Consider the following 23,802-nt stretch of genomic DNA (forward strand, 5'->3'; position numbering starts at 1 on the left):
TCGCCGAGTAATCAAGGGAGTAACTTCATTGCAGCCGGATTAATTTGACTAACAGACTCATGATTTCTCCCTGTTCGGGTGTAATAATGATGCGATTGTCGGGAATGGCGATCGGATGAGTCCAACGAACAGCTTCCTCGTAGCGCAATGCGTGCAGTTGGTGGATAGTTCGCCGTACCCCCAGCGGCGAACCGATGATGACGTGACGGACTGCTTCGCGATCGCCCTCAAAGGTTTGGTTGGTTAAAACATTGGGCGATGTTTGGTTTGATGATGAATCTTGCAACATAGCTTTGACTAATATTTTTGGATAGGTTTGATGCTTTGTAACGGTAAAACCGCGTACAATAACAAGTTGAAGAAAAGACAGCAATTCCCCTAAAGCACAAGTTGCGGTTCTGGTGCTGTCTAACCTCTCTTGCTACAAGCGTAAATTAAATAACGGTATACGTCAACGTATTTAATAAAAACGTGCATTAGTTAACATAAAGTAACAAATAGCCTATGGAAATCTCAGAAAGAGCCGAGCGATCGCCCCTAATGCGACTGAGAGTTCAGCGGTTTTTGACTCAAAAGCAGCTAGCAGAAGCACTTGGAGTTACGGAAGCGACGGTAAGGAACTGGGAATCCGGGCGATCTGTACCGAAGCTAACGCCTGTTCAGTTCAAGAAATTGTTAAAGATTTTGCAAATTACTGTCGATGAGTTGCCAGATCAATTTGGTTATCCCAGCGATGCTGATGGATAGAAAATGGAATATTATAATTGAGGCGTTTTATTTAAACGAACTCATACAATATTTTGAAAAAAAAAGGAATATGAGACTTAACATCGCTACTTTGCTCTGAATAAAATCTGCCAATTTCTAACGATAGTTGCTCTCTAAATACCCAATCTTCCCGGCTAAAGTCACCAAATGGCTTAATTTGATGCCAATAATCTTTAGCTTTTTTAATTGTCAGCAAAACTGCGATAGACTGATTTTTATGCGTTTCATCTACAGCATTTTGAAACCGCTCTTTCCACGAAGCCTGAAATGCTTGAACTTCAGTACAATCCAATCCCGAACAGTAACTAATGCGATCGAACGCTCTCTGTAGGTTGTTCTGTAAATCCAAGTCGCTACAAATTGCATGAGCCATATCCAGATAAATATTTGCGAGTACCGCAGGATTTCCCTGATAAATGGGATCGTTACAACAATTGTCAAATATTGGTTGAAGTTGAGGTGTCAGAAAATATGCTTCTTTGTGGATCAAACCTGTAATCCAGATCCGGTGCTGTGCTGCGTTTTGCTCTTTCACCTGCGATTTTTCGTAAAGATTCCGAAAAATTGATTCTGTATCTGTAAAAATATAATTGTCGATCGTTTGCAGTTGCAAGTCTAAATCTATCATTGCAAAAAGTCGATCGGGATCTAAATATGAATTACTGGTATCCTTTTCGTGTAATATTGAAAGAGTAGAGTAGGTGTCTAATACATCTTTGCGATCGCCACAGTTGAAAAATTGTGGCAGCTTTTCTCTCCACCATCTGGGAACGCAAGCCTTATAAAAGTTGGCATCCGGCATTTCCTCCATTTTTTTATAAGCTTGAGGCGATCGCCTACCCTCGATATCGGAAATAGGGCCTTCGCACAATACCACAATTTTGTTTTTAATTCTGCGAGATTGAAGAATTGCCTCACAATGTTTTTTTAGCTGTTCTGGATTAAGACTCATTTGTAATATTAGATTCTTGTTTGATAAGTTTTGGCTCAATTTCTTTAACATGAGCTGGTGTCAGAGCTTCACACAATGCGTAGGAGTGAGTTGCGAGAATATATTGATTGCTGGGAGCCCACTCTTTGAGGTCTGATATAATTTGATATTGCCAATCTGGATGAAAAGCAATTTCAACTTCATCCATCAAAACAATAGCATCTTCTATGTTGCGGAACTTGAGCCATATATAAATGCTAAGTCTTTTTAGTTCGCCGTGACTTAAATCTTCGGGATATAGTTCTCTAGTTTCACCATTATTATATAAGTGAAAGTTGACACCAGAAAAATCTTCATTTAAATTTATTTTTTTATTTAATAACATCAAATTTAAGTCGTTAATTAGAGTTTGATAGCTATTGCCGTAGCTACCTGTTTTAATCGCTTCTCTAAAATCGCGATCGCGAGCATCTTTAAAAGATTCAATAAGTAGCTCTACAGCAAGGAAGTCATAGGTAAATAAGCCTTGTAATTCAGATCGTGCCGATTCGAGTATACCATAATAATTATTGTCTCCGTTACTAGATTTTTTAAATAATAGTTGCCTCGATTTTTGCGGGAGAAATAAAAAAACCTGTGTTGAAGGAGCTGCTAAAAAAATTTTATGCGATATCTTCTCTAGGAATGATTCTGCTTGCTTCTGGCTTTGACTGTTAAAACGACATTTTAACTGTGTAATTGTTAGGGTTGTTATATCATCGTTATCTATTTCTTCTTTAACCTTTTCAAGATTACATATATGTATGTTATATTCTTCTTTTTCGTAAGAAACCTTTGTTTCTTCTACCAAAAAATTAGTTCTTGCATTAGAAAGTAACCTTCTTTTAGACCTTTGACGTTTAAAGGTTTGACAATAAAATTCAAGTTTGACAATTTTTTCTTCATCCCAAATATCAATGATTGCTAAAATTTTTTCTTCCTCGTCAAAAATTTTAAATCCCTGAAGCAGATTCTGTACAAACCGTTTTTTATCGCTCTCCACAGAACAGTGCAACAATACAAAAATTAACTGCAACAGCGTACTTTTACCGCCACCATTTTGACTTCCCAGCGGAAAAATCTTAGGAAAAAAATCTTTTTCAAAAGTGATGTCAATATTTTTTAAACCGCGAAAATCAGGAACTTGAACTCGTAGCAAGTGCATAATAAACTCCTGGTGTTGGGTTGCATTTTTTATTGAAACCCTGAGCCACTATCATTTTAGATTATAACTCACATTTTTTACTATTTTCATGAACAGGCTTTCCGGCCTGTTCCACAACATATGAAATTAATGCTTTTTCGCTGATTCCGGCAGTCCGCCAGGGGTTGAAACCCCTGTCTCAAAGCGAAAGTCCTCTGAAGAGGACTGAAGAATTCATTAGTCCTCTTCAGAGGACTTTAGCTATTAGCCAGGGAATTCATTCCCTGGCGGGCTGAGGGCTTTTCGGTTTAAGCAGGAGATGAGATTAAACCTTAAACTTCTCCACAATTCGTCTCATCGCTTCTTCCACATTCTCCCGACTATTAAACGCCGAAATGCGGAAATAACCCTCACCCGCTGCACCGAAACCAGAACCGGGTGTTCCCACCACATTGCAAGTTTCCAGCAACTTCTGAAAGAAATCCCAACTCGACAAACCGTGAGGCGTTTTCACCCACACATAAGGTGCATTTTCGCCACCAAAAACCTCGATTCCCGCCGCTGTCAATTTCTCGCGAATAATCGCAGCATTTTCCATGTAAAAATTGACTAATGCCTGAATTTGTGCCTTGCCAGCCTCTGAATAAACCGCCTCAGCACCGCGCTGCACGATGTAAGAAACTCCGTTAAATTTAGTAGATTGGCGGCGGTTCCACAGCTTCCAAATTTCGACATCGGAACCATCTGCTGCTTTTCCAGTCAAAGTCTTCGGTACAACTGTTAGCGCACAGCGAGTACCCGTAAAACCAGCATTTTTGGAAAAAGAACGAAATTCGATCGCACAATCGCGCGCCCCTTCAATTTCGTAGATAGAATGCGGTAAACTCGGATCGGTAATATAGGCTTCGTAAGCCGCATCGAAGAAAATAATCGAACCGTTAGCTTTAGCATAATTTACCCAAGCTTGCAAGTGTTCCTTGGTTGCAGTTGCGCCCGTCGGGTTATTCGGGAAACACAAGTAAATTAAATCGACTTTTTTGTCGGTGGGAATTTGGGCAGTAAAATTGTTTTCCGCTGTAATTGGCAGGTAAACTAAGCCGCCGTATTCCCCATTTTCGTTCGCATCTCCCGTGTGCCCGGCCATCACGTTCGTGTCTACATACACCGGATACACTGGGTCTGTAACTGCGATCGTGTTATTGTTGCCAAAGATATCGAGAATATTGCCGCAATCGCACTTAGAACCATCAGAAATAAAGATTTCCGAAGCATCCACATCGCATCCCCGCGACTTAAAATCGTGCTCGGCAATTTTCTCCCGCAGCCACTCATAACCTTGTTCCGGGCCGTATCCTTTAAAGGTATCCCGCGAGCCCATATCTTCCACCGCCTTCACCATCGCCTCCCGACAAGCAGCCGGTAGCGGTTCCGTCACGTCGCCAATCCCCAGCCGAATGATGGGCGCTTCGGGATTCGCCTCTGCATAGGCTTTCACCCTGCGCCCAATTTCGGGAAACAGGTAGCCGGCTTTGAGTTTGAGGTAGTTGTCGTTGATAGTTGCCATAGTTCGATCGCTACAAATGTCGTACAATAGCTTACTGCTAATTGGCAGTTGACTGTTGACTGTTGACTGCTAACTGTTGACTGTTGACCGAAAAGCCCTAGGATTCATCCGTGAGAGTAATCGTGACATACTCCCACATCAAACTGAGTACAGTTATGATGTGGGCTTCTTAGCAGCCCGATGAAGGGTGTGCAAGATTTCCTTTACGGTACGGTCATCCATAGTTCCCACCACAGAAAGATTCCCGCTACGGCGTTTTATACTTGGGAAAATGTCCAACCCAAGTCTCTTTAGATTTATCGCAGCATTAATATCGCGATCAACCATCAGAGAGTTTTGCTCATCCCAATAATTCCGTATCCCACAATCGGTAAAAATGATTTCATTCCGATAGCACAGAACCATTGAAGTATAAGCAGGTTTTTGCGAAACGACGACTGATCCAGCTTTTTCGGCTATGTATTCCAGCGTCTTGAAAAATTGACCGAACGCAGCATCCAACCAAGATTTATTCAATCCTGATTTTGCTGATTGACCGTTCGGAAGGTAATTACCCTCATCGTCTTGCTTAACTTTATTCCGCTTTGTTAAGCCCTTTAAGTTCAAATCTTCGTGAAAGAAAAACTTAGCTCCAGACTTGACAAGTTTGTGAGCCGTTTTGTAATGGAAGTCTTGGCGAGAACGCGCTATTTTTTGGTGTTGTCTCGCTTCTTTTTTGGCTAATTTTCGTCGAGATTTAGAGCCACGTTTTTGCTTATTCCGCTTCCTTGAAATGCGGTCTAACTTAGATTGGTTTTTACGAAGTGGTTTTAACGAAGGCAACTTTTCGCCCGATGATGATGCCAGGTAGACATCTTCATGCAGTACCGCATCCAACCCGATCGAGTTGTTCCAGTTTGGGGTAATTTTATCAGGAATAAACTGCGGTACTGAAGCGTCTTCAAGCATTATTTGGATGAACCAACCGTCAGCCTTCCTAGTTACGCTGATTTGCTTGACGCTAAACCCATCAGGGATTAGACGGTGCATCCGAACTTTTATGATGCCTAGCTTTGGCAGTCGGATATAAAGCCAATTCTTACGAACCAACTTAATCCAGTCGCTGTTAGCTGTAGAAAAAGTCATCGTCCGGTAGTCTGCCTCAGTCTTGAAGCGGGGTTTACCCGATCTTCCGCCCTTACTATCCCCTATGACAAACCGCTCGAAAGCTTTGTCTACTCGCTTAGAGACATCTTGCAGTACGGTTGAATCTACCTGCTTAAAATCCAAAAGTTCGCCACTATGAAAAACTTTTACTAGGTCTTTCTTAATGACGGGCAATTGTTGTTTTTGGGAGTAGTAGTTGGGCTTCGCACGGGGCGCAGAGATGCTAGCAATCAATGGACAAGCATTTATAGCAGTGCGGTTCATCTCCCACCAATCAAATCGATCACCTAACTGTCGATTATACCAATAGCGACAGATTCTCAGCCAATGGTTGAGGGTTAACTTTTGATTAGTGTCGGGATAGAACTGGTACTGGTAGGTCGCTTTCATTGCATCGTAGCCGATACGCATTAATTAGTGTTAATTTATCAGAGAATGTTGTTTGGTGTCAAGTCTATGAGTACAGATTTTATCCATAAAGCCAGAGGAGTTTCCGATCTCAAGTGTCATTTAGTGTTGACAACCAAGTATCGGCGGAAAGTTCTGACCGATCAAATGTTGTCTAGGCTTGAGGAAATTTTCAAGAACTTAATGGAAAAATGGGAAGGAAGATTGGTAGAATTTAATGGTGAGCGTGACCACGTACATTTGCTGCTTCAATATACACCGCAAACTGAACCAAGTAAGCTTATCAACAATCTTAAGACTGTATCTAGTCGCTATTTGCGGAAAGAGTTTGTAGATGAAGTTGAAAAAGTTTACTGGAAAGATGTTTTTTGGACAAATGGATATTTTATTGCTTCATGTGGTGGCGTGACGGTTGAGCAATTAAAGAAGTATATTGAGGGGCAAGATAGACCTGTAGAATAAGATTTGTTCGTCTCGTCATCCATCTGTCCACCGCTCAAAGCTGCGCCTTGAGATTGTGGACAGATGGAATCCTCGTCTCACGCGCCTTTCATCCCACACCAACCTTGATCGGTATGGTGTGGGGATTCCCGTCTGTCTAGCTAAAATTTAAAACCTAAAATCGGCAGGGTACTTGACCAAAAAATCAAATCTGCTTGTATAATCAGAATAGTGTGCAGTGCAGAAACAATTATGGACGAGATCGAGTACGCCAAACTCTATCAAGAACTGGCGGCAATTCTGAATGAATTTAATTTGGGTTGGGTAGTTCAACAAGTAGCGGATACTGTAGAGATAGGCAAAGTAATTGAAGAGCGATCGCTCAAAAGAAAAACACCCCTGCTCAAGATAGAAGATTATACCGCAAAAGAACAACTTTTGCTGTTAATTGATGCTGTCGAACAAGCGACCGTCAACACTTCCGAAATGGAAGACGAAATTGCTTATTTCTTGAAAGTAGAATCAGAAACCTCTCCCCTCGGCACAAAAATTATCTTTGCCAATTCCGGTGCCGAAACTGCCAAAACAATCGAGTTTACTTCCAGCGTCACAGCCCCCCGTCACAAACAGGCGATCGCCCTCAAGCACTTGCTCGAAAAACTGCCCTCCGGGCCCAGCAACTACGCCATAAATTCCGAAATTAAAAGCAAATTAAAAAGCTCGATAGATCCCGATTTTAACACAGCGGCAGAACAATCCAGAATTTTTGACACTTACCTCTTCACTATTCTGCTAAAAGCAGTTGCTAATGAAGGCGGTACTATTTATTACAACAATGTTTTAGACGACGAAACACCGAAATATTTAACATTTAGAAAAACAGCGGGAAAAATTCACGGAACTGCACATCCATACACTCATGCTGTTGTGGAATTTCCCGACAAACCAGCCCTGGAAGTTCACCTAGGAGTAAAAGTCCAAGGTAGAGCCGGAGTTTTGCACAACTGCAACGTTTTAATCTTGTCCCAAAAAGAAGCGAATATCTGCCGCTTGCTCAACCGCGAACCCCGGCACTCGCAGGTAATTTTAGCAGTAAAATCGGAACACAGCACCTCGGAACTAAAACTAGAAATGGCCGGTGCTTTTATCGGCTTAGCGTCAGATATTCGCTACGAAGGTGGCAGCTATTTCATTTCTAACAGTTACTCGCAACCCGTAGCCAAACTGCTAACTACCGCTCGCAAAAAATGGGAACTCAACATTTTTCCTAGAGCGACAAACGATGTCCACCGACTGATGTACTCGTTTCAAACTATCTTTAAAGACTTTAAGGCCAGAAACTAACATCAGGGAATTGGGCATCGGGCATCGGGCATCGGGAATTGGCGATCGGGAGTAGTTAGTGTAGGACTTATGCGTAAATACCAAAGAAACCGGGTTTTTTACGAGTATTAAAGGCTCAAATCCAGTATTTAGTAAAAAAACGGTTTCTGCGTCTAGGACTGTAGTGGTTAGTGGTTACTGGTGAGTGGTTTTTCTAATAACAAATAAAAAACAACAAATTACCAATGCCCCATGCCCCACGCCCAATCGCCCATGCCCAATCCCCAATATAATTTATGATGTTGCGAGCACCCGAACCTTACGAATAATGTTTAAGAAAGATAAATCTTCCCTGCTGTTTACGATCGGAGCCGCCACACTTCTGATCGGTTTAGGCTTTGTCACTTACTACCTCGTCATTTCCCGTGGGCCCGCCAAAGACTTGCCGGCGGGGGCAACGGTTGTCCCGCAAGATACGATGATGGCTCTATCCATCACCACCGATGAATCCCAGTGGAATAAACTGCGAGAGTTTGGCACGCCCGAGTCAAAAGCTTCGTTTGAGAGGTTTTTAACCGAAATGCGCGATCGGCTTCTCACAAGCAACGGCTACGCCTACGGGCAAGACATTCAACCGTGGGTGGGTAGCACAGCAATGGTAGCCTTTCTCCGCAACAAAATAGCTATACCAGCCCCCTCCCCAGCACCCAACGCGCCCCCGTCTCCGCCAATTCAACAGTCAGTGGCCATTATCCTGCCAATTGCCAACCCGATCAAAGCCAAAGAATTATTAGCAAAACCCAGACCCCTCAGCCAAGGAAAAATAGTTGAGCGTAATTATAAAGGCGTGCAAGTCACAGAAACTCAAGGCGTACCCGATCGCAATTTCTCAGTCGCGGTACTCGGCACAAACTATTTAGCAGTCACCACAGATTCTAGCGCTACAGATAGAATAATCGACACCTACAAAGGCGAACCTTCCCTAGCCAAAACCCCTGGCTATGCAGACGCCATAGACAAAATAAAAAGCCCGGGCGCCTTCGGTCAAATCTACGTCAATATGCCAGTAGCGGCCGCCTATGCCGCCGCCAACTCAGCCCGCGAAATTTCGCCAGAAAACCTCGAAAAACTGCAACAAAATCAGGGATTTGCCACCACAGCGACGCTAGAAGAAGAAGGAATTGCCTTCAAATCTGTCTCTTGGCTAAAACCAGATTCTACCAGAAGGATAGCAGTAGAAAACAATGCTCTAAAAATGGTTAATCGCCTGCCAAGCAATACAATAATGATGGTATCCGGCGGCAACTTGCAGCGTTTGTGGCAAGACTACGTATTGGGAGCCGATGCCAACCCGATTTCCCCGATTAATCCCCAAGTTTTACGCACAGGTTTAAAATCCACTACCGGCATGGATTTAGATAAAGACTTGATGAACTGGATGGCGGGAGAATTTTCTCTCTCATTAATACCAGCGCCCGCACAGAATCCCAAAGACAAATTTGCTGCCGGGTTTGTATTTATGGTGGAAACAAACAACCGGGGCGCCGCCGACAAATCCCTGAAACAGCTTGATGAAACGATGAAAACTAAAGGGTTTAGAGTGGAGGAAATTCAAGTCGGCGGCAAACCGGCGATTAAATGGACATCGCCGTTTGGAGGGATTACGGTAACTCGCGGCTGGATGAACGATGTAGCGTTTATGACAGTAGGAGCTCCAGTGGTTGATGCGATCGTTCCGGCACCGAAAAGTCCGCTTTTAAGCAGCGAACTGTTCCAGAAAACTGTACGATCGCAACTTCAACCCCACAACGGCAATTTCTTCATCGACACCGAGAGTGCGTTTAACCCGAAAAACCTAGCTTTGCCGGAGTTTCCTCCCAACCAAAAAATTTGGATTGACGCCACGCGGTCGATCGGCGTTACAGCGGCCGTCATTGGCGATCGTACCACCCGTTATGACGCTTTTGTCGGTCTCAAAAAATCCACCCAATCCACTCCTTCTGCAAATCCTTCACCCAATCTTGCTTCACCGCGCCCTGCTTCACCGAGCCCTGCTTCTCCCAGTCCCTCGCCCACTGTCCAAACTTCACCCAATTAACTCTTAAATCCTTCCACAAATCCGCCTGCACATCCCCTTAAACACCAACAGGGCGATCGATTAAAACCCAAAACCAGGCGATCGAAATCGGCAATAGTGGACTTGACTACAAGAGGGAAATAGAGCCGGATTTAAGTAGTTTTACTTCACAAAACCTCACACAAAAAACAACCAAAAACCCGGTTTTTTATTTAAATAAACCGGGTTTCTGAATATCCTAACAATTTGACTTACTGAAGAATAATTCAGAATTAAACAGCCAGAATCCAGAAGGGATTCTGTGCGACAGGATGGAGAATCGAGGTTGAAAGCCCCCGATTTTAATCGTGGAGCATAAAAAAATCTTTCCGCTACCGTTAATCCTCACTTCAGGCATGGGGTATTCTGAATTCAGAATTCTGGATTCTGACTCCTGCTCATTTCTGCTTTTCATAATTTTAATTTTCGGCAAGTGTATAGTATTTTTTGTTTTGTATAAAATATTTTGGGATGTTTCCGGGTCAGTCTTGGACGCAGAAACCTAGTTTTTGAACCCCTATACTTCCTTCAGACTCTCAATAATAGTTAAAAAACCGGGTCGCGCGGCGTCGGAGGGTCTCTAGGAAGGCCGTTTTTGTTTTTTTTTATTAATATGTCATGCGGCAGATACAGAGCCTAGGCATTTCGAGTTATATTTAGATTGTGGAAAAGATACGCTGAAAAATTTGCAAAATCAGACGCAAATTCTACCCATTGAGTCCTGAATGCACTTGCAGTCAGAAACCCGGTTGCTTCATAAATATAGCGTCTTCAACCGTTCCGAAAAAACTATGCAGATCTTGGCATTCCCAGTCAGCACCTGTACAACATCGGAACCTGCTGTCAAGCATCTTAACTGACTGCGTTCATCCATGACACCGTGATGTAAACGCCAGGATTATGCACTGTCGAAGGCGATAAAGGAACGAGTCAACAGGTTGAAAGCTAAGCGTATCGCTTTCCTCACCAGGGAACGTGAATATTTACCAGGCAAACCTTACTTAGCAATAAGACTGACAAAATAGTTCACGAATACCCCCTCTGAAAATGAGGGGTAGATTTCCTATCTTCTACACACATTGACCAGGCACAGCACAGATGTGCAGATACAGCGTATTCCAGGTTTATGAAGTACACCCTAGAAACCGGGTTTCTTTACAGTTGTCGCCTCTGGTACTGATTCAGTTGCTCGAAACCAGGTTTTTGGCGATATACATCTACATGGAATATGCTGTATTTAGTGACACAGCCGTCAACCAAGTTTTTTCTACAAAGCCAGTTTCTTTACCTAATTTCTGTGATTTATATATTTTACCCATTAAAAACTTATGAAAACCGTCAAAAATATTCAAAAAACGTCAAAATTCCTATCAAAAGCAAGAATAAGCAAACTGACACTTGCTCTGCAAATAGTCTTAATAAATCTTTACTTTTTGCAAGCCAAAGCAGAAGGTCAAACAATTGTTCCAGCGGCGGACGCAACGGGTACTACCGTCACTCCTGCAGCCCAAAACGGGACTCCTGGGCAACCAACTCGCTTCGATATTCAAGGCGGACAATTATCGAGCGATCGACAAAATCTTTTCCACAGCTTTAAAGAATTCGGCTTGTCGGAAAATCAGATTGCCAACTTTATATCAAACCCCAACATTCGCAACATTTTAGCGGGCATAGGCGGAGGCAACCCCTCGATTATTAACGGCTTAATTCAAGTAACCGGCGGCAATTCTAACTTGTTTCTGATGAATCCATCCGGCATCATATTTGGCAACAGTGCCAGTTTAAACGTGCCGGCTTCTTTCACAGCAACCACCGCCACCGCTATTGGATTTGGTTCAAACTCCTTTAACGCTGTCGGTACTAGCACTTACACATCTCTGATAGGCACGCCCAATTCCTTTACTTTTGGAGCCGCTAAAGCAGGGGCAATTCTCAGCACGGCCGACTTAGCAGTCAAGTCAGGGCAGAACTTAACCTTGCTCGGCGGTACCGTTGTCAGCACAGGCAGCCTTTCGGCCCCAGGCGGTCAAATTACCGTCGCATCAGTCTCCGGGACAAATTTAGTGCGCCTCAGCCAGCGAGGCAATTTGCTGAGTTTGGAAATCGAGCCGCCCTCAGCAACGAGCAGCACTGGAACATCCAGCACAGCTTCGACATTCTCGATCGCATCCTTGCCCGAACTGCTCACAGGCCTCGGTCAAACAAACGCTACAGGCCTCAGCGTCAATGCCAGCGGTGAAGTGGTACTCACGGCCTCTAACCGAGCAGTAGCTGCGGGGGATGTGGCACTAAGAGATGCAAACGCTCGGGCGATCGAAATTCAAGCAGCCAACACCGTTGCAGTCAGCGGAAACCTGACAAGTTCCCAAGGCGGCCCAATCGCCATAGAAGCTAGTGGCGACATTCGCACTGTCGGTCTCGACTCCCACTCCGACACCACTGCAGGCGGCAACATCACCGTCACCAGCCGTACAGGAAAAGTAGAAACAGGCAATATCAACGCAGGGTCGATCGACAAAAACAGCAACGCCGGAGACGTTAGTATTGCAGCACCCTCAAGCAGCATCCAAACAGGGTTCATAGACGCCAATTCCCAAGAAAAACAAGGCGGCGCAGTCACCCTCAACGCCCGCAACGACATCGAAGTAACCCATATCAACACCGAAGGCCTAACAGCCGGAGGAGAGATTGACATTACAGCCGGCGGTAATTTCCGAGCTACAGGCACTTTCACAAACGATAACAACTGCTTGTCGCAACCTTGCAGCATTTCCGCATCCGCGACTGGTAGCGCCAATGGTGGAGATATCACCATTCGCCACGGTGGCGAAGCCTCGAACACTCCTTTCAGCGTCGGGCCCGACTATAACAAACTCAACGGTACTGCTGGCAGCATTGCCACTGGGGGTCCAAAGAAGGAAAACGTGATTACAAAGGGAGGTTATTTCAGCCCCAACCCTCAAATAGTACAGCCGACGCAAATTAACATTACGGCTTCTTCTGTCTCGCCAGCACCAACACCAGCACCCGCACCGACACCAGCACCCGCGCCGACACCGGCCCCAGCCCCAGCCCCAGCACCAGCCCCAGCCCCGACACCAGCACCCGCGCCGACACCAGCACCCGCGCCGACACCAGCCCCAGCCCCAGCGCCAGCCCCAGCACCCGCGCCGACACCAGCACCCGCGCCGACACCAGCCCCAGCGCCAGCCCCAGCGCCAGCCCCAGCACCGACACCAGCCCCAGCGCCAGTCCCAGCGCCGACACCAGCCCCAGCGCCAGCCCCAGCGCCGACACCGCCGACACCGCCGACACCGCCGACACCGCCGACACCGCCGACACCGCCGACACCAGCCCCAGCGCCGACACCAGCACCAGCGCCTGCACCAGCGCCTGCACCAGCGCCTGCACCAGCGCCTGCACCCGCACCCGCACCCGTACCCGCACCCGTACCCGCACCCGTACCCGTACCCGCACCCGTACCCGCACCCGCACCCGAACCAGCGCCTGCACCCGCACCCGTACCCGCACCCGCACCAGCGCCTGCACCCGCACCCGTACCCGCACCCGTACCCGCACCCGCACCAGCGCCGATATCAAATTTGCCGACACCAGTGCCAGCACCCGTACCCGCACCAGCGCCAGCACCAGCACCATCACCCGCACCCGCACCAGCGCCGATATCAAATTTGCCGATCGCACCCACAATTACTCCAAATCCAGCGCCAGTCTCAAATTTGCCGATCGCACCCACAATTACTCCAAATCCAGCGCCAGTCTCAAATTTGCCGACCGCACCCACAATTACTCCAAATCCAGCGCCAGTCTCAAATTTGCCGACCGCACCCACAATTACTCCAAATCCAGCGCCAGTCTCAAATTTGCCGACCGCACCCACAATTACTCCAAATCCAGCGCCAGTCTCAAATTTGCCGATCGCACCCACAATTACTCCAAATCCAGCGCCAGTCTCAAATTTGCCGATCGCACCCACAATTACTCCAAATCCAGCGCCGATATCAAATTTGCCGATCGCACCCACAATTCCTCAAAATCCAGCGCCGATATCAAATTTGCCGATCGCACCCACAATTACTCCAAATCCAGTGGTTGCGCCTGCTGCTGCGCCCATAAATCTCGCACCGATACCGACACCGGAGCTCGCAGCCAACCGGCCGCCCAGCACAAATCCTTTATTTTCCCCCAGCTTACAACAGCAAAACCAGATATCTAATTCCTTACAACAGCGCATTTCACCTCCCGCGTCGTGGAATCTTGACGCTTCCAAGTTGCCAATCGACCTCGGCGCCGTTATTTTTCCCGTCGAGGAGAGATTCACCAGGGAGTTTGTCGATTACCTAAATTTGCCATCAAATACGATCGCCACCCTAGAAGATGCCCAAAATACCCTTCGCAGTGTCCAACAAGCCACAGGCATCAAACCAGCTCTCATTTATATCAGCTTTGTACCCAGGGGTTCTACAGTCGATCGGCCTTACAGCAGTTCGTCCATCTTGCGTGTAGAACAGCAAATTCAAGCCTCTGACGAACTGGAAATGATGGTGATCGCCCCGGAAGGTTTGCCCGTTCGCCAGCGCATCCCTGGAACCTCTCGCGCCCAGGTAATGGAAGCTGTTCGGAAATTTCGCGATGAACTGACTAATCCGGTAAAGCGCAACACTAAAAGTTATTTGCCCTTAGCTCAGCAACTCTACCAGTGGATGGTAGCGCCGCTGGAAGCAGAACTGCAAGCCAAAGGCATTGAGAATTTATCTTTTATCTCAGATATGGGGTTGCGATCTATACCGATGGGTGCCCTGCACGACGGCAAAGGCTTTCTGGTAGAGCGTTACAGTGTTGGAGCGATGCCGAGTCTGAGTTTGACGGATACCAGCCCCGCCAATTTCAAAAATACCCAAGTTCTGGCAATGGGGGCGTCCCAATTTCTAGAGATGAGTCCTTTGCCTGCGGTGGAAATAGAAGTATCGACAATCACCCCGCAGCAGTGGCCGGGTAAGTCTTTCTTGAACGAAGCTTTCACCCTGGCCAATTTGAAATCGCAGCGCCAGCAGCAGCCTTTTGGGATGATTCACTTGGCTACCCACGCCGAATTTCGATCGGGAGCTCCCAGCCAATCCTTTATTCAGTTGTGGGATACTAAATTGCGTTTGGATCAGTTGCGGCAAATGAATTGGCACAGCCCGCAAGTTGAACTGTTAGTTTTGAGTGCTTGCAAGACTGCTGTGGGCGATCGAGAGGCCGAGTTGGGCTTTGGCGGGTTAGCGGTGCAAGCCGGGGTTAAATCGGCGATGGCGACTCTTTGGTATGTCAGCGACGAGGGCAGTTTGGGATTGATGGCGGAGTTTTACAGGCAGTTAAAAACTGCTCCGATTAAAGCAGAAGCACTCCGGCAAGCGCAATTAGCGATGTTGCGGGGAGAAGTGCGAATTGAAGGGGGGATGCTGCACACTTCTGTTGGCAATCTGCCGTTACCCCCGGAATTGGCAAACACGACGAGTCAGAATTTCTCTCATCCTTATTATTGGTCTGCTTTTAGAATGATTGGCAATCCTTGGTGAAAAGAGAGGACTTACGCAGAACCTCTATCTGTAGGGTGTGCAGTGCCCACCTTACAGATAGGCAATTCTTGGTAACAAGATTTGTTTTAGTCGATCGATAGTATTATAGTATTATCAAAATCTTGACTTAAAGCGAGCATAAGTATGAGCATTGTTCCACGCGGAATGGCAGTCACTGAAGCTTATCAGCTCTATCGGTTAGGTAACTTATTGGTAAACAGAAAGTATCAAAGAAAATTAATTTGGTCAGTTGACGAAAAAGAAAAATTGATTGGAAGCATTTTAAAGGGATATCCAATTCCTTTGATTCTACTAGCTGAACGTCCTCAAGTTCATGGAAGTGGAAAGTATGAGATCATAGATGGTATGCAGCGACTTAATGCTATTTGTGGTTTTATTGAAAATTTATTTGCATTTAATGGCAGGCATTTCAATCTTAAAGAGTACTCTTATGCTCAACAATTAGCTGATGAAAAGGTATTTGAAGTTGACGAAAGTTTTGATAAATTAGATAGAAAAGAATGTGCAGAGATTTTACATTATCAGTTTGCTGTAACCATTTACACTGCAATGGATGAAAGCGATATAACAGAGGTTTTTGGCAGAATAAATTCCGGTGGTAAGCATTTAAGCAACCAAGAGAGACGACAAGCAGGTGTAACGACATCATTCGCAGAAGTAGTTCGTACAATTGCTATGCAGTTGCGGGGGGATGATACTCAAAAAACGCTTCGCTTATTTGATATGCCCCAGGTTAGTATTGATTCCAAACGGAATAATCAAGGTTATGGGATTCAAGCAGAAGATACATTGTGGTGTAAGCAAGGTATCCTTAGAATCTCTCAACTGCGTGATAGTGAAGATGAAGATATGATAGCAGATATTGCAGCATCGATATTACTTAATGAACCCCTACCAAGAAGCAAGGAGCAGCTAGATAATCTGTATAATGAAGAGAGCAAGGACTTCCAGTTAATAGAGAATAGTCTTACAACGTATGGCTTCAAAAAACTCGAAGAAAACATTGTAAAAACTTTCTCAGTTCTTGGAGCAACTATTGAAACATATAGCTCAGATAATAAGTGTTTACAAAATCTCGTAAACCCCGGCATTAATAATCCAATACCGCAGGCATTCTATACAATCTTCATGGCTTTTTTTGAATTAATAATTGACTTAGATCTTTTACCTGCTAATCCTCAAGGGATTATGGAGGCACTCAAAAATCTTCAAAAAAAGTTAGATCTAAGCCGTCGCTATACAGCCATACAAGATCGTAAAAATAATATTAATCAAACCAAGGGATTGATACAAGACCACTTCGCGAAGAAGAAAGACAAATCAAATTTAGGACAAGGTGTTGAGTTGATACAAACGTTCAAAAATTCCTTACTTCGTTCTCGTATAGAAACTACAAAGTACGAGTGTAAGCAAGGTTTGATGGAGCTGTCAGCAAATAGAAAGCTAAATAAGAATTTGCTACCGAGACTTGTTGAAACAATTTGCGGAATTGCCAACTCCGATCCAGAAAATGATGGATATATTTTCCTGGGAGTGGCTGATAAAAAGCAAGACGCAGAAAAAATTAAAAAGTTAGATGGGATTAATCCTATTGAAATTAATGATAGATATGTTGTAGGAATTGATAGAGAAGCTAGGATTTTAGGTAAACCGCTAGAGGATTATGTTGGGATATTAAGGGATACAATACGTCAATCACATTTGACTGACCCCTTAAAAACTCAAGTTATGACGAAAATTGATACTATAGATTTCAAGGGATTATCGGTGATTAGAATTAATGTTCCATCTCAAAAACAGGTTTCGTTTGTAGGTGAAAAAGCTTTTATTAGGGAGGACTCTTCAACTGTAGAAGCTAACGCGCCCAAACTAGTTGCTGTTTCCCTACTTTTCCCAAAGTAGTTTACGAAGAGAGGGCATGAGATAGTAGGGAATCTTTAGTATAACGCCAGTTTATCTAGAGAGTGAAAGCCTTAATTATCCTTACTAGAGCGGTACATAATCCCACTTAAAAAGCTTGAGAATACAGGGTTTCTGCTACTCCATCTTTCTGAGAAAGGCTATATGCAGCACTACCCTTGATTGCTTTTTTGAGATTTACCAAAACTTTTAAACCCACATTCCGCAGATGTGGGTTTGATTTTTTTACCAGTTGTGAAAACTGGAAATCCAAAAAGTTTTTGGTTGAACCTATGCGGTTTTAGAGTTACAGATACTTGTCAAATTTACCTAAAATAAGTAAGTTGAAATAATTGACTTTTTCTAATATATTCATACTGCTGTTTTATTAATCTCCTTCATCTTTTTAAGCAAGACAAATTCTGCCAAGAGCAAATTATCTTGACTAATTAATGTAAATTATTCATAAATATCTACACCTCGCGGTCGAGCGTTATCCACTTAGAAATATTAAATAGTATTGACAGCAATACTCTCCTAAATGTCGCAAGATATCTTGACGTTCTTGGTTTAAATTACTGACCTGCTTCTCTCCATTTATCGTTACTAAATGTACAGCTTGAAACATCTGAAATATCCAGCGTATTGTCGGCTTATCTGTTAATTTATTTACCTGATTTTTCACTCGATCGTTGGTAGCTAATAATTGTTGTCTCAATTTCCTTTGCGCCAGGTTATACACTAACAAACATAGTCCCATTATCATTCCAATTGCTTCAACTCGCTCCGGCTTTTTCACGAATACGCTCGAAGTGAAAAATAACGGATCTTTGATAAATCTAAATCCTCTCTCATTACTTTGCTGCGCTTTATATTCCGATAATACCTCTGGATTGCTTACTTCTTCAGTATCTAAGATATTTGTGGCTAATATAAATCTCCCAGCTTTGACTTTTTCTGCTTCAATCGCTGAATTTACGGGGGCTATTTCACCTGTAACTTGATAAACTTTTGTCTGTATCTGACCGAGTTCTTTGAGATTGTTTTTTGTTGCTTTAACTGGCTTTTCTTGGAATTTAATTTCTGTTATTTGGTGATATTTCCATGATTTTGATAACTTTTTTATTGCAGTTTCTGCATCAGGAATACAAGCATATTTTTGCCTGGATAGCTTACACAGCTTGGTTTTAGCTGATTCTAATTGTTTCTCTACTTGCTTAACTATTTTTTCAAGATTTGCTTGCTTTCTCATTTCACTTTCTATTACTAGCCATCTTTGCTTGATGCCAGCATACTCACTGGTTTGGACTGCCATTTTATATCCTTTTATTTCAGAGTCTTCCCAGGCACTATCTTCAATGTTGCAGATTTTATTTTGAGCTTCTTTGATGCTTAGTGGTACTCTGGTTATCCATTTCATTCCTGCCATTGCTGACAAATTTTCTGCTGTGTATAAGGCACTGTCTGCTACACAGATTCCATCAAATGTCCACTGTTTTTTAAATTCTTTCAATCTTTCTACAAAAACACTTTTATCGTCGGCATTTCCATCATCTATTTTGAGATATAATGGTACGTCTCCATCTCCAGTTACGATCGTAGCAACCATAAATTGTTTGAGGTCTGGTCTTCGATCTCTTGAATAGCCATGAACGATTTTTATGGTTTTCATGTCAGATTCTGTATCTGACAATTCTGCCTCAACTTCCTGGCTGTTTCCCTGACAGTTTTTGTAGGCTCCTTCTACTGATATTGAGCTGCTGTCTAGATGAACACTTTTCATTGATACTTCAAATTTTAGTGCTGCTTTTAGGGCAATTGCTGTGAAGAGTTTTGTCGTTCCAGCTTGATGATATTTGTCTAATGCTCTCCCGATTCTGTCATCGTTTAATTGTTCTGGCGTCACTCCTTCTCCAATTAGATGTTCTGTTGCTTTTCCTACAAAAAATCTGTCAAATAGGTAGATTGGCGCACTCAAAAATCCCAATCCGTTCAAAATCATTGCTTTCATTACTTGTCCTGGGCTGAGGGTTTCTTTAATTCTTATTCCCACTATTTTGTTGACTTCTTCTACCAATTCCATTTCATCTATAGCATTTATCAGAAAGATGAGGTATGATATAACTGACTTGAACGGAGTGAAAAATATAGAACCCCAAAATGTTATGCAGCTCTAATTAAATGGAGCGCGAGCGAACAATCGCTCGACCCACAGCAGTCACTCGAATGACAAATATCAAGGATTTTAGTAAGTATCACACATTAGTAAAAATGAAAACTTATTCGATTGATTTTAGACAAAAAATTATGGATGTGTACCATAATGAACCGCTGTCACAAAGAGCAATAGCTAACCGTTTTTGTGTGGCCCTAAGTTTCGTCCAAAAATTGGTTAAGCAGTATCGTGAGACCCAAAACATTGCTCCTCGAACTGAGCGATGCGGAGTCAAATTGAAACTCAATGCAGAACAACTACTGATTTTAGCCGAATTGATTGAAGAAAATAATGATGCAACTCTCGAAGAACTCCGTTATTTACTGTACCAGAAAATTGGTTTTACCATCAGCGTGGCAACGATGGGAAGAATGGCAAAACTCTTAAACATGACTTTTAAAAAAAAACTCTCTTTCCGAGCGCGAAAGGCACTGACCGAGTTCAGGGTCTGCGATATGAGTTCTGGCAAAAAGTCCGAGAAGTTTGTTTTAAAGACTTAATATTCATTGATGAATCAGGAGTCAACTTAGCAATGGTTAGGTTATATGCTCGTTCTCTAAAAGGTTCAAGGGCTCGGGGACAAAAACCAAATAAACGGGGGAAAAATGTCTCAATAATTGGAGCTATATCAGTCAATGAAGTCCTAACATCAGTCAACTTAATAGGTACAACTGATACAATTACATTTGAGGCTTTTATCATCCGAAAGCTCGTACCAAAACTCTGGAAAGGTGCTTGTGTAGTGATGGACAATTGTACTATTCACACAAGCGAAGAAATAGAAAAAGCCATCAAAAGTCAAGGGGCAAAAATAATATACTTATCACCATATTCGCCCGACTTCTCACCAATTGAACATTTATGGTCAAAACTCAAAAACATTCTCCGTTCTATCAAGACGACTAATTACCGAGAATTAGCAAAAGCGATAGAGTTTGCCTTCAATCAAGTTACATTATCCGATATGAGGAATTGGTTTACTCACTGCTGTTATTGTACCTCATCTTTATGAGAAACGCTATATGATCCCTGCTACTATCCCCTGCAGGGTCTAAATTTACAATATTTATAGCTGACGAGGGCTTTTTCATGGTTTTAATGGTTGCTTTACTTGCACAAATTATTATACCTTAAAAAAAACTCAAATGCTTGCTATATAATCATTTGAGGTTTTTAAAATTATGAATTTTTTGAAAATTAAATCCGATCGAATATCTGCGGAATGTGGGTTTAAAGATGTAAATTGCTTTACAGCAGCTTTAGGGAAATTTGAGAAAGTTCGATCGCCCAAAACATCTTCCACCATCTTCAATCAGCTTCTAATCCGCCGGAATCATCCCCGATCGCACCATTAACATCCTCTCAGCAGCGGCGGATGCACCAAAAGAACCCTAAAACCCAGGAAATAGAGGGGGAGTACGTTTGATGTGTTTGTGCGCGTAAATGGCGCGATCGCCCCCTCAAGTGCAATTCCTAACCTCGTATCAATCTCCCTGCGGCAAATTCTCCAGCCAAACCTCTAAATCCTCGATCGACTGAAAATCTAACAATTCCTCTGCTAGAGTTTCAATTTGCTCGATCGACAAATCAGCAATTCTAGTCGTGATAGATTCCGGTAATGTTCCAACTCGCCGATTTAACAGACGGCGATTTAACTGACGTAAAATCAAAGCTCTTCCTTCTTGTTCGCGGCCTTGGACAATCCCTTGGACAATGCCTTGTTCAATGCCTTGTTCAATGCCTTCTTCCTTAGCTTCCCGATAAAACCGAGTTTCCTCAAGCGTAATCCCTAACATCGCCTCTGCCTCCCTTCGGTTCAAATTTGTAAACTTGTAAACCAGTATTGTCGTCAGCATCTCTATTATGGCGCGACTCGCTGCCTCAGATTCCTCCCGCTGCGATCGCGCCAGCAACAATCGCGCCGCTTCCGGCGTACTCGCTTCGTCGATCGTCGTCAAAGCCATCAGCGCCACCCCCAGCGGCAACTGTTCAATATCCCCCAACTCATCCAAATATACGCGATGCACCTGATTGCAGTTCAAGAGCGATCTATACGGATGCGTTTCTGATTGTTCAGTCGATCGACTCGGATAAATTACCACCGCTTCCCAATCTGTAAATCGCTGACGGTTGCGATAAAAATACAAAAACGACTCACCAAACAATCGCTCATAAAGCAATTCATCCCGCTGAAACTGCACCTCACAGAAATATACAACTCCCGGCTCAGCATCCGGTGGCAAAAACACCCCATCAATTTCAAACTTCGGTTCCTTCACCGCAACCGAGTCAAATCGATACTGTTCCGCATTCGATGGTGACTCTTCCAATAGCTCAAACAGCAGCGTCGGAGCTTCTTGAAATAACTTGTAAAATATTGAATCTCGACGCATTAACCCAACCTCTCCTCTAACCGATGCAACTGCTCGAACCTCAGTCGATTTTAGATTTTAGATTTTAGATTTGACTCGCCTCGATCAATCTGGGAGGTTGAGCTTTAGTCTAAAATTTGGGGAGTATCCACAACGATTGTCGGGGGCTTCCGTTTTTTTGCAGGTTGCAAAAACAGCAAATGGGTAATCCGCTCAATCAATTCTAAAGGATTCCAGATAGCCCCCGATCAAAAAACATCCTATATTTTCAGTCCTAGACGCACTCCCGACCAAGAAACGGGGTTTTTTACTTAATCTTCGAGTACGAACGAAGCATTTTCCTAAAAAAACCCGGTTTCTGGCCTCCTCTGCGTAAGTCCTGATTTTGTTAATCGGCGATCGAATTTCGCCCATCAGCATTCCGTGTTTCCTTCCTTGGAACTCGTCCAACCTCAAGCCCTCAGCCAAAATCAACAAGTGTGACTTGACGGGGTGACACTCGTCTGGTGGGTCAATAGTAGCTTGTTTGATGCGTCCGCGCGATCGCCCACTCGCACCTCAACAACCGCCAACCACTCATAATTGCCACAAAAATTCAAAATCCCAAACCCAAAACTGCCCAACCCCAGTACGATCGATCTAGTTAGCAAAAATAAGTAAAAACACTAGCGGAGTAATTTTTATGGATCTGGTCGTACTCCAGAACTGGCTGGACAACATCTCCTTTGCCGTTTTGTTCTCCACAATGCTCATTTACTGGGTTGGCGCAGCTTTCCCCGGCATTCCCTACCTGTCAGCCCTAGGAACCGCAGGAATGGCCGTAGCCAACCTATCCATCGCCGCTTTACTCGGTTCTCGATGGATAGAAGCCGGCTACTTCCCCTTAAGCAATCTCTACGAATCCCTATTTTTCCTCGTGTGGGGAATCACCGCCATCCACCTAGTCGCGGAAAACATGAGCCGTTCCCGCTTAGTAGGAGTAGCCACATCCCCCGTAGCAATGGCAATATCCGCCTTTGCAGCCCTGACTCTGCCCGCCACCATGCAATCTGCAGAGCCCCTAGTACCCGCCCTCAAATCAAACTGGCTGATGATGCACGTTAGCGTCATGATGCTCAGTTACTCAACTTTAATGGTAGGAGCGCTACTGGCGATCGCCTTTTTAATCGTCACCCGCGGCCAAAAAATCGAACTCACCGGTAGTTCCTTCGGCACCAACAGCAACCGCAACGGCAACTACCGCCTCCAACGCCCTCAAAACCCCGAACCTCAAAATGCAGAAACCAGCGCCGACAGCGCATTAGTGTTCAGCGAACCCTCTTTCAACTCCAACAATAACGGTTTGGGCACCACCGCAGTGCTCGAATTAGCCACCGTTCAAACCTCATCAACCGCCCCAACTCAAACCGCAGAACCTCTCTCGCCCCAGCGCTTGAATCTAGCAGAAACTCTGGATAACATTAGCTATCGCATCATCGGTTTAGGATTCCCCTTACTGACAGTTGGCATTATTGCCGGTGCGGTTTGGGCTAACGAAGCTTGGGGATCGTACTGGAGTTGGGACCCGAAAGAAACTTGGGCGCTAATTACTTGGTTGGTATTTGCTGCCTACCTGCACGCCCGCATTACTCGCGGCTGGCAGGGAAGACGCCCAGCAATTTTAGCAGCCACAGGTTTTGTGGTAGTTTGGATTTGCTATCTAGGCGTTAATCTGTTAGGCAAAGGTTTACATTCCTACGGTTGGTTTTTCTAATTCCCGATCCACCAATCAGTCACAGAAGAACAGGATAAGTCAAAGAATCGGGATTAATATCATCTCCGGTTGTAGGGTGGGCA

16 protein-coding genes are annotated in these 23,802 nt (G+C 44.3%); 9 read left to right on the plus strand and 7 right to left on the minus strand.

The features are described from left to right. Nucleotides 1-25: 25 nt before the first annotated feature. Complete coding sequence (locus OSC7112_RS16630) at nucleotides 26-289, minus strand: hypothetical protein (protein ID WP_006633059.1); 264 nt, start codon at nucleotides 287-289, stop codon at nucleotides 26-28. 215 nt (nucleotides 290-504) lie between these two features. On the opposite strand from OSC7112_RS16630, the gene OSC7112_RS16635 reads away from it, so the two are divergent. Then, the gene (locus tag OSC7112_RS16635) at nucleotides 505-747 is read left to right on the plus strand and encodes a helix-turn-helix transcriptional regulator (RefSeq protein ID WP_015176994.1); all 243 of its coding nucleotides are present in this window, start codon (nucleotides 505-507) and stop codon (nucleotides 745-747) included. 31 nt (nucleotides 748-778) lie between these two features. On the opposite strand, the gene OSC7112_RS16640 is transcribed toward OSC7112_RS16635, so the two are convergent. The 4 genes from OSC7112_RS16640 to OSC7112_RS16655 form a co-directional block, all read right to left on the minus strand. Further along, on the minus strand, nucleotides 779-1,720 hold the full coding sequence (locus OSC7112_RS16640; protein ID WP_015176995.1) for a hypothetical protein: 942 nt from the start codon (nucleotides 1,718-1,720) through the stop codon (nucleotides 779-781). After that, the gene (locus OSC7112_RS16645) at nucleotides 1,710-2,903 is read right to left on the minus strand and encodes an AAA family ATPase (RefSeq protein ID WP_015176996.1); all 1,194 of its coding nucleotides are present in this window, start codon (nucleotides 2,901-2,903) and stop codon (nucleotides 1,710-1,712) included. Before OSC7112_RS16645 ends, OSC7112_RS16640 begins: the two co-directional genes overlap by 11 nt. Nucleotides 2,904-3,207: 304 nt before the next feature. Beyond that, nucleotides 3,208-4,446, minus strand: a complete 1,239-nt coding sequence (locus OSC7112_RS16650; protein WP_015176997.1) for an LL-diaminopimelate aminotransferase — start codon at nucleotides 4,444-4,446, stop codon at nucleotides 3,208-3,210. Nucleotides 4,447-4,599: 153 nt separating this feature from the next. After that, nucleotides 4,600-6,003, minus strand: coding sequence for an RNA-guided endonuclease InsQ/TnpB family protein (locus OSC7112_RS16655; RefSeq protein WP_015175679.1), 1,404 nt, complete (start codon nucleotides 6,001-6,003; stop codon nucleotides 4,600-4,602). A 45-nt stretch (nucleotides 6,004-6,048) separates the two neighbouring features. Here OSC7112_RS16655 and tnpA point away from each other — a divergent pair, with 45 nt between their 5' ends. The 5 genes from tnpA (at nucleotide 6,049) to OSC7112_RS16690 (ending at nucleotide 17,382) form a co-directional block, all read left to right on the plus strand. Next, nucleotides 6,049-6,462, plus strand: coding sequence for an IS200/IS605 family transposase (gene tnpA / locus OSC7112_RS16660; RefSeq protein ID WP_015175269.1), 414 nt, complete (start codon nucleotides 6,049-6,051; stop codon nucleotides 6,460-6,462). Between the two features lie 231 nt (nucleotides 6,463-6,693). Further along, nucleotides 6,694-7,785, plus strand: coding sequence for a hypothetical protein (locus tag OSC7112_RS16665; RefSeq protein WP_015176998.1), 1,092 nt, complete (start codon nucleotides 6,694-6,696; stop codon nucleotides 7,783-7,785). A gap of 307 nt (nucleotides 7,786-8,092) precedes the next feature. Beyond that, nucleotides 8,093-9,862, plus strand: coding sequence for a DUF3352 domain-containing protein (locus OSC7112_RS16670; RefSeq protein ID WP_015176999.1), 1,770 nt, complete (start codon nucleotides 8,093-8,095; stop codon nucleotides 9,860-9,862). A 1,346-nt stretch (nucleotides 9,863-11,208) separates the two neighbouring features. Next, complete coding sequence (locus OSC7112_RS34555) at nucleotides 11,209-15,459, plus strand: CHAT domain-containing protein (RefSeq protein WP_015177001.1); 4,251 nt, start codon at nucleotides 11,209-11,211, stop codon at nucleotides 15,457-15,459. A gap of 144 nt (nucleotides 15,460-15,603) precedes the next feature. Beyond that, entirely contained in the window at nucleotides 15,604-17,382 is a 1,779-nt protein-coding gene (locus tag OSC7112_RS16690; protein WP_015177002.1) for a GmrSD restriction endonuclease domain-containing protein, read from the plus strand. A gap of 490 nt (nucleotides 17,383-17,872) precedes the next feature. Here the strand turns inward: OSC7112_RS16690 and OSC7112_RS16695 are convergent, their stop codons facing one another. Next, nucleotides 17,873-19,528 carry an IS1634 family transposase gene (locus OSC7112_RS16695; protein ID WP_041622576.1) on the minus strand — a complete coding sequence of 552 codons (1,656 nt, stop codon included), beginning with the start codon at nucleotides 19,526-19,528 and terminating at the stop codon, nucleotides 17,873-17,875. Between the two features lie 122 nt (nucleotides 19,529-19,650). Between OSC7112_RS16695 and OSC7112_RS37100 the strand changes: the two genes are divergently transcribed. Both OSC7112_RS37100 and OSC7112_RS39815 read left to right on the plus strand, forming a co-directional pair. After that, nucleotides 19,651-20,606 (plus strand): IS630 family transposase gene (locus tag OSC7112_RS37100; protein ID WP_150111637.1). Its coding sequence is split into 2 segments (ribosomal slippage): nucleotides 19,651-19,993 and nucleotides 19,993-20,606, totalling 957 coding nucleotides; the frame shifts between segments, so codons are not numbered across the junction. A 169-nt stretch (nucleotides 20,607-20,775) separates the two neighbouring features. After that, the gene (locus OSC7112_RS39815; RefSeq protein ID WP_190274219.1) at nucleotides 20,776-20,949 is read left to right on the plus strand and encodes a hypothetical protein; all 174 of its coding nucleotides are present in this window, start codon (nucleotides 20,776-20,778) and stop codon (nucleotides 20,947-20,949) included. Nucleotides 20,950-21,078: 129 nt separating this feature from the next. Here OSC7112_RS39815 and OSC7112_RS16710 read toward each other — a convergent pair whose 3' ends face one another. Further along, complete coding sequence (locus tag OSC7112_RS16710; protein ID WP_015177004.1) at nucleotides 21,079-21,987, minus strand: Rpn family recombination-promoting nuclease/putative transposase; 909 nt, start codon at nucleotides 21,985-21,987, stop codon at nucleotides 21,079-21,081. A gap of 661 nt (nucleotides 21,988-22,648) precedes the next feature. Here OSC7112_RS16710 and ccsB point away from each other — a divergent pair. Continuing rightward, nucleotides 22,649-23,719, plus strand: coding sequence for a c-type cytochrome biogenesis protein CcsB (ccsB, locus tag OSC7112_RS16715; RefSeq protein ID WP_015177005.1), 1,071 nt, complete (start codon nucleotides 22,649-22,651; stop codon nucleotides 23,717-23,719). The last annotated feature ends 83 nt before the right edge of the window (nucleotides 23,720-23,802 follow it).

Source organism: Oscillatoria nigro-viridis PCC 7112 (assembly GCF_000317475.1).
In the GTDB taxonomy this organism is placed as follows: Bacteria; Cyanobacteriota; Cyanobacteriia; order Cyanobacteriales; family Microcoleaceae; genus Microcoleus; species Microcoleus nigroviridis.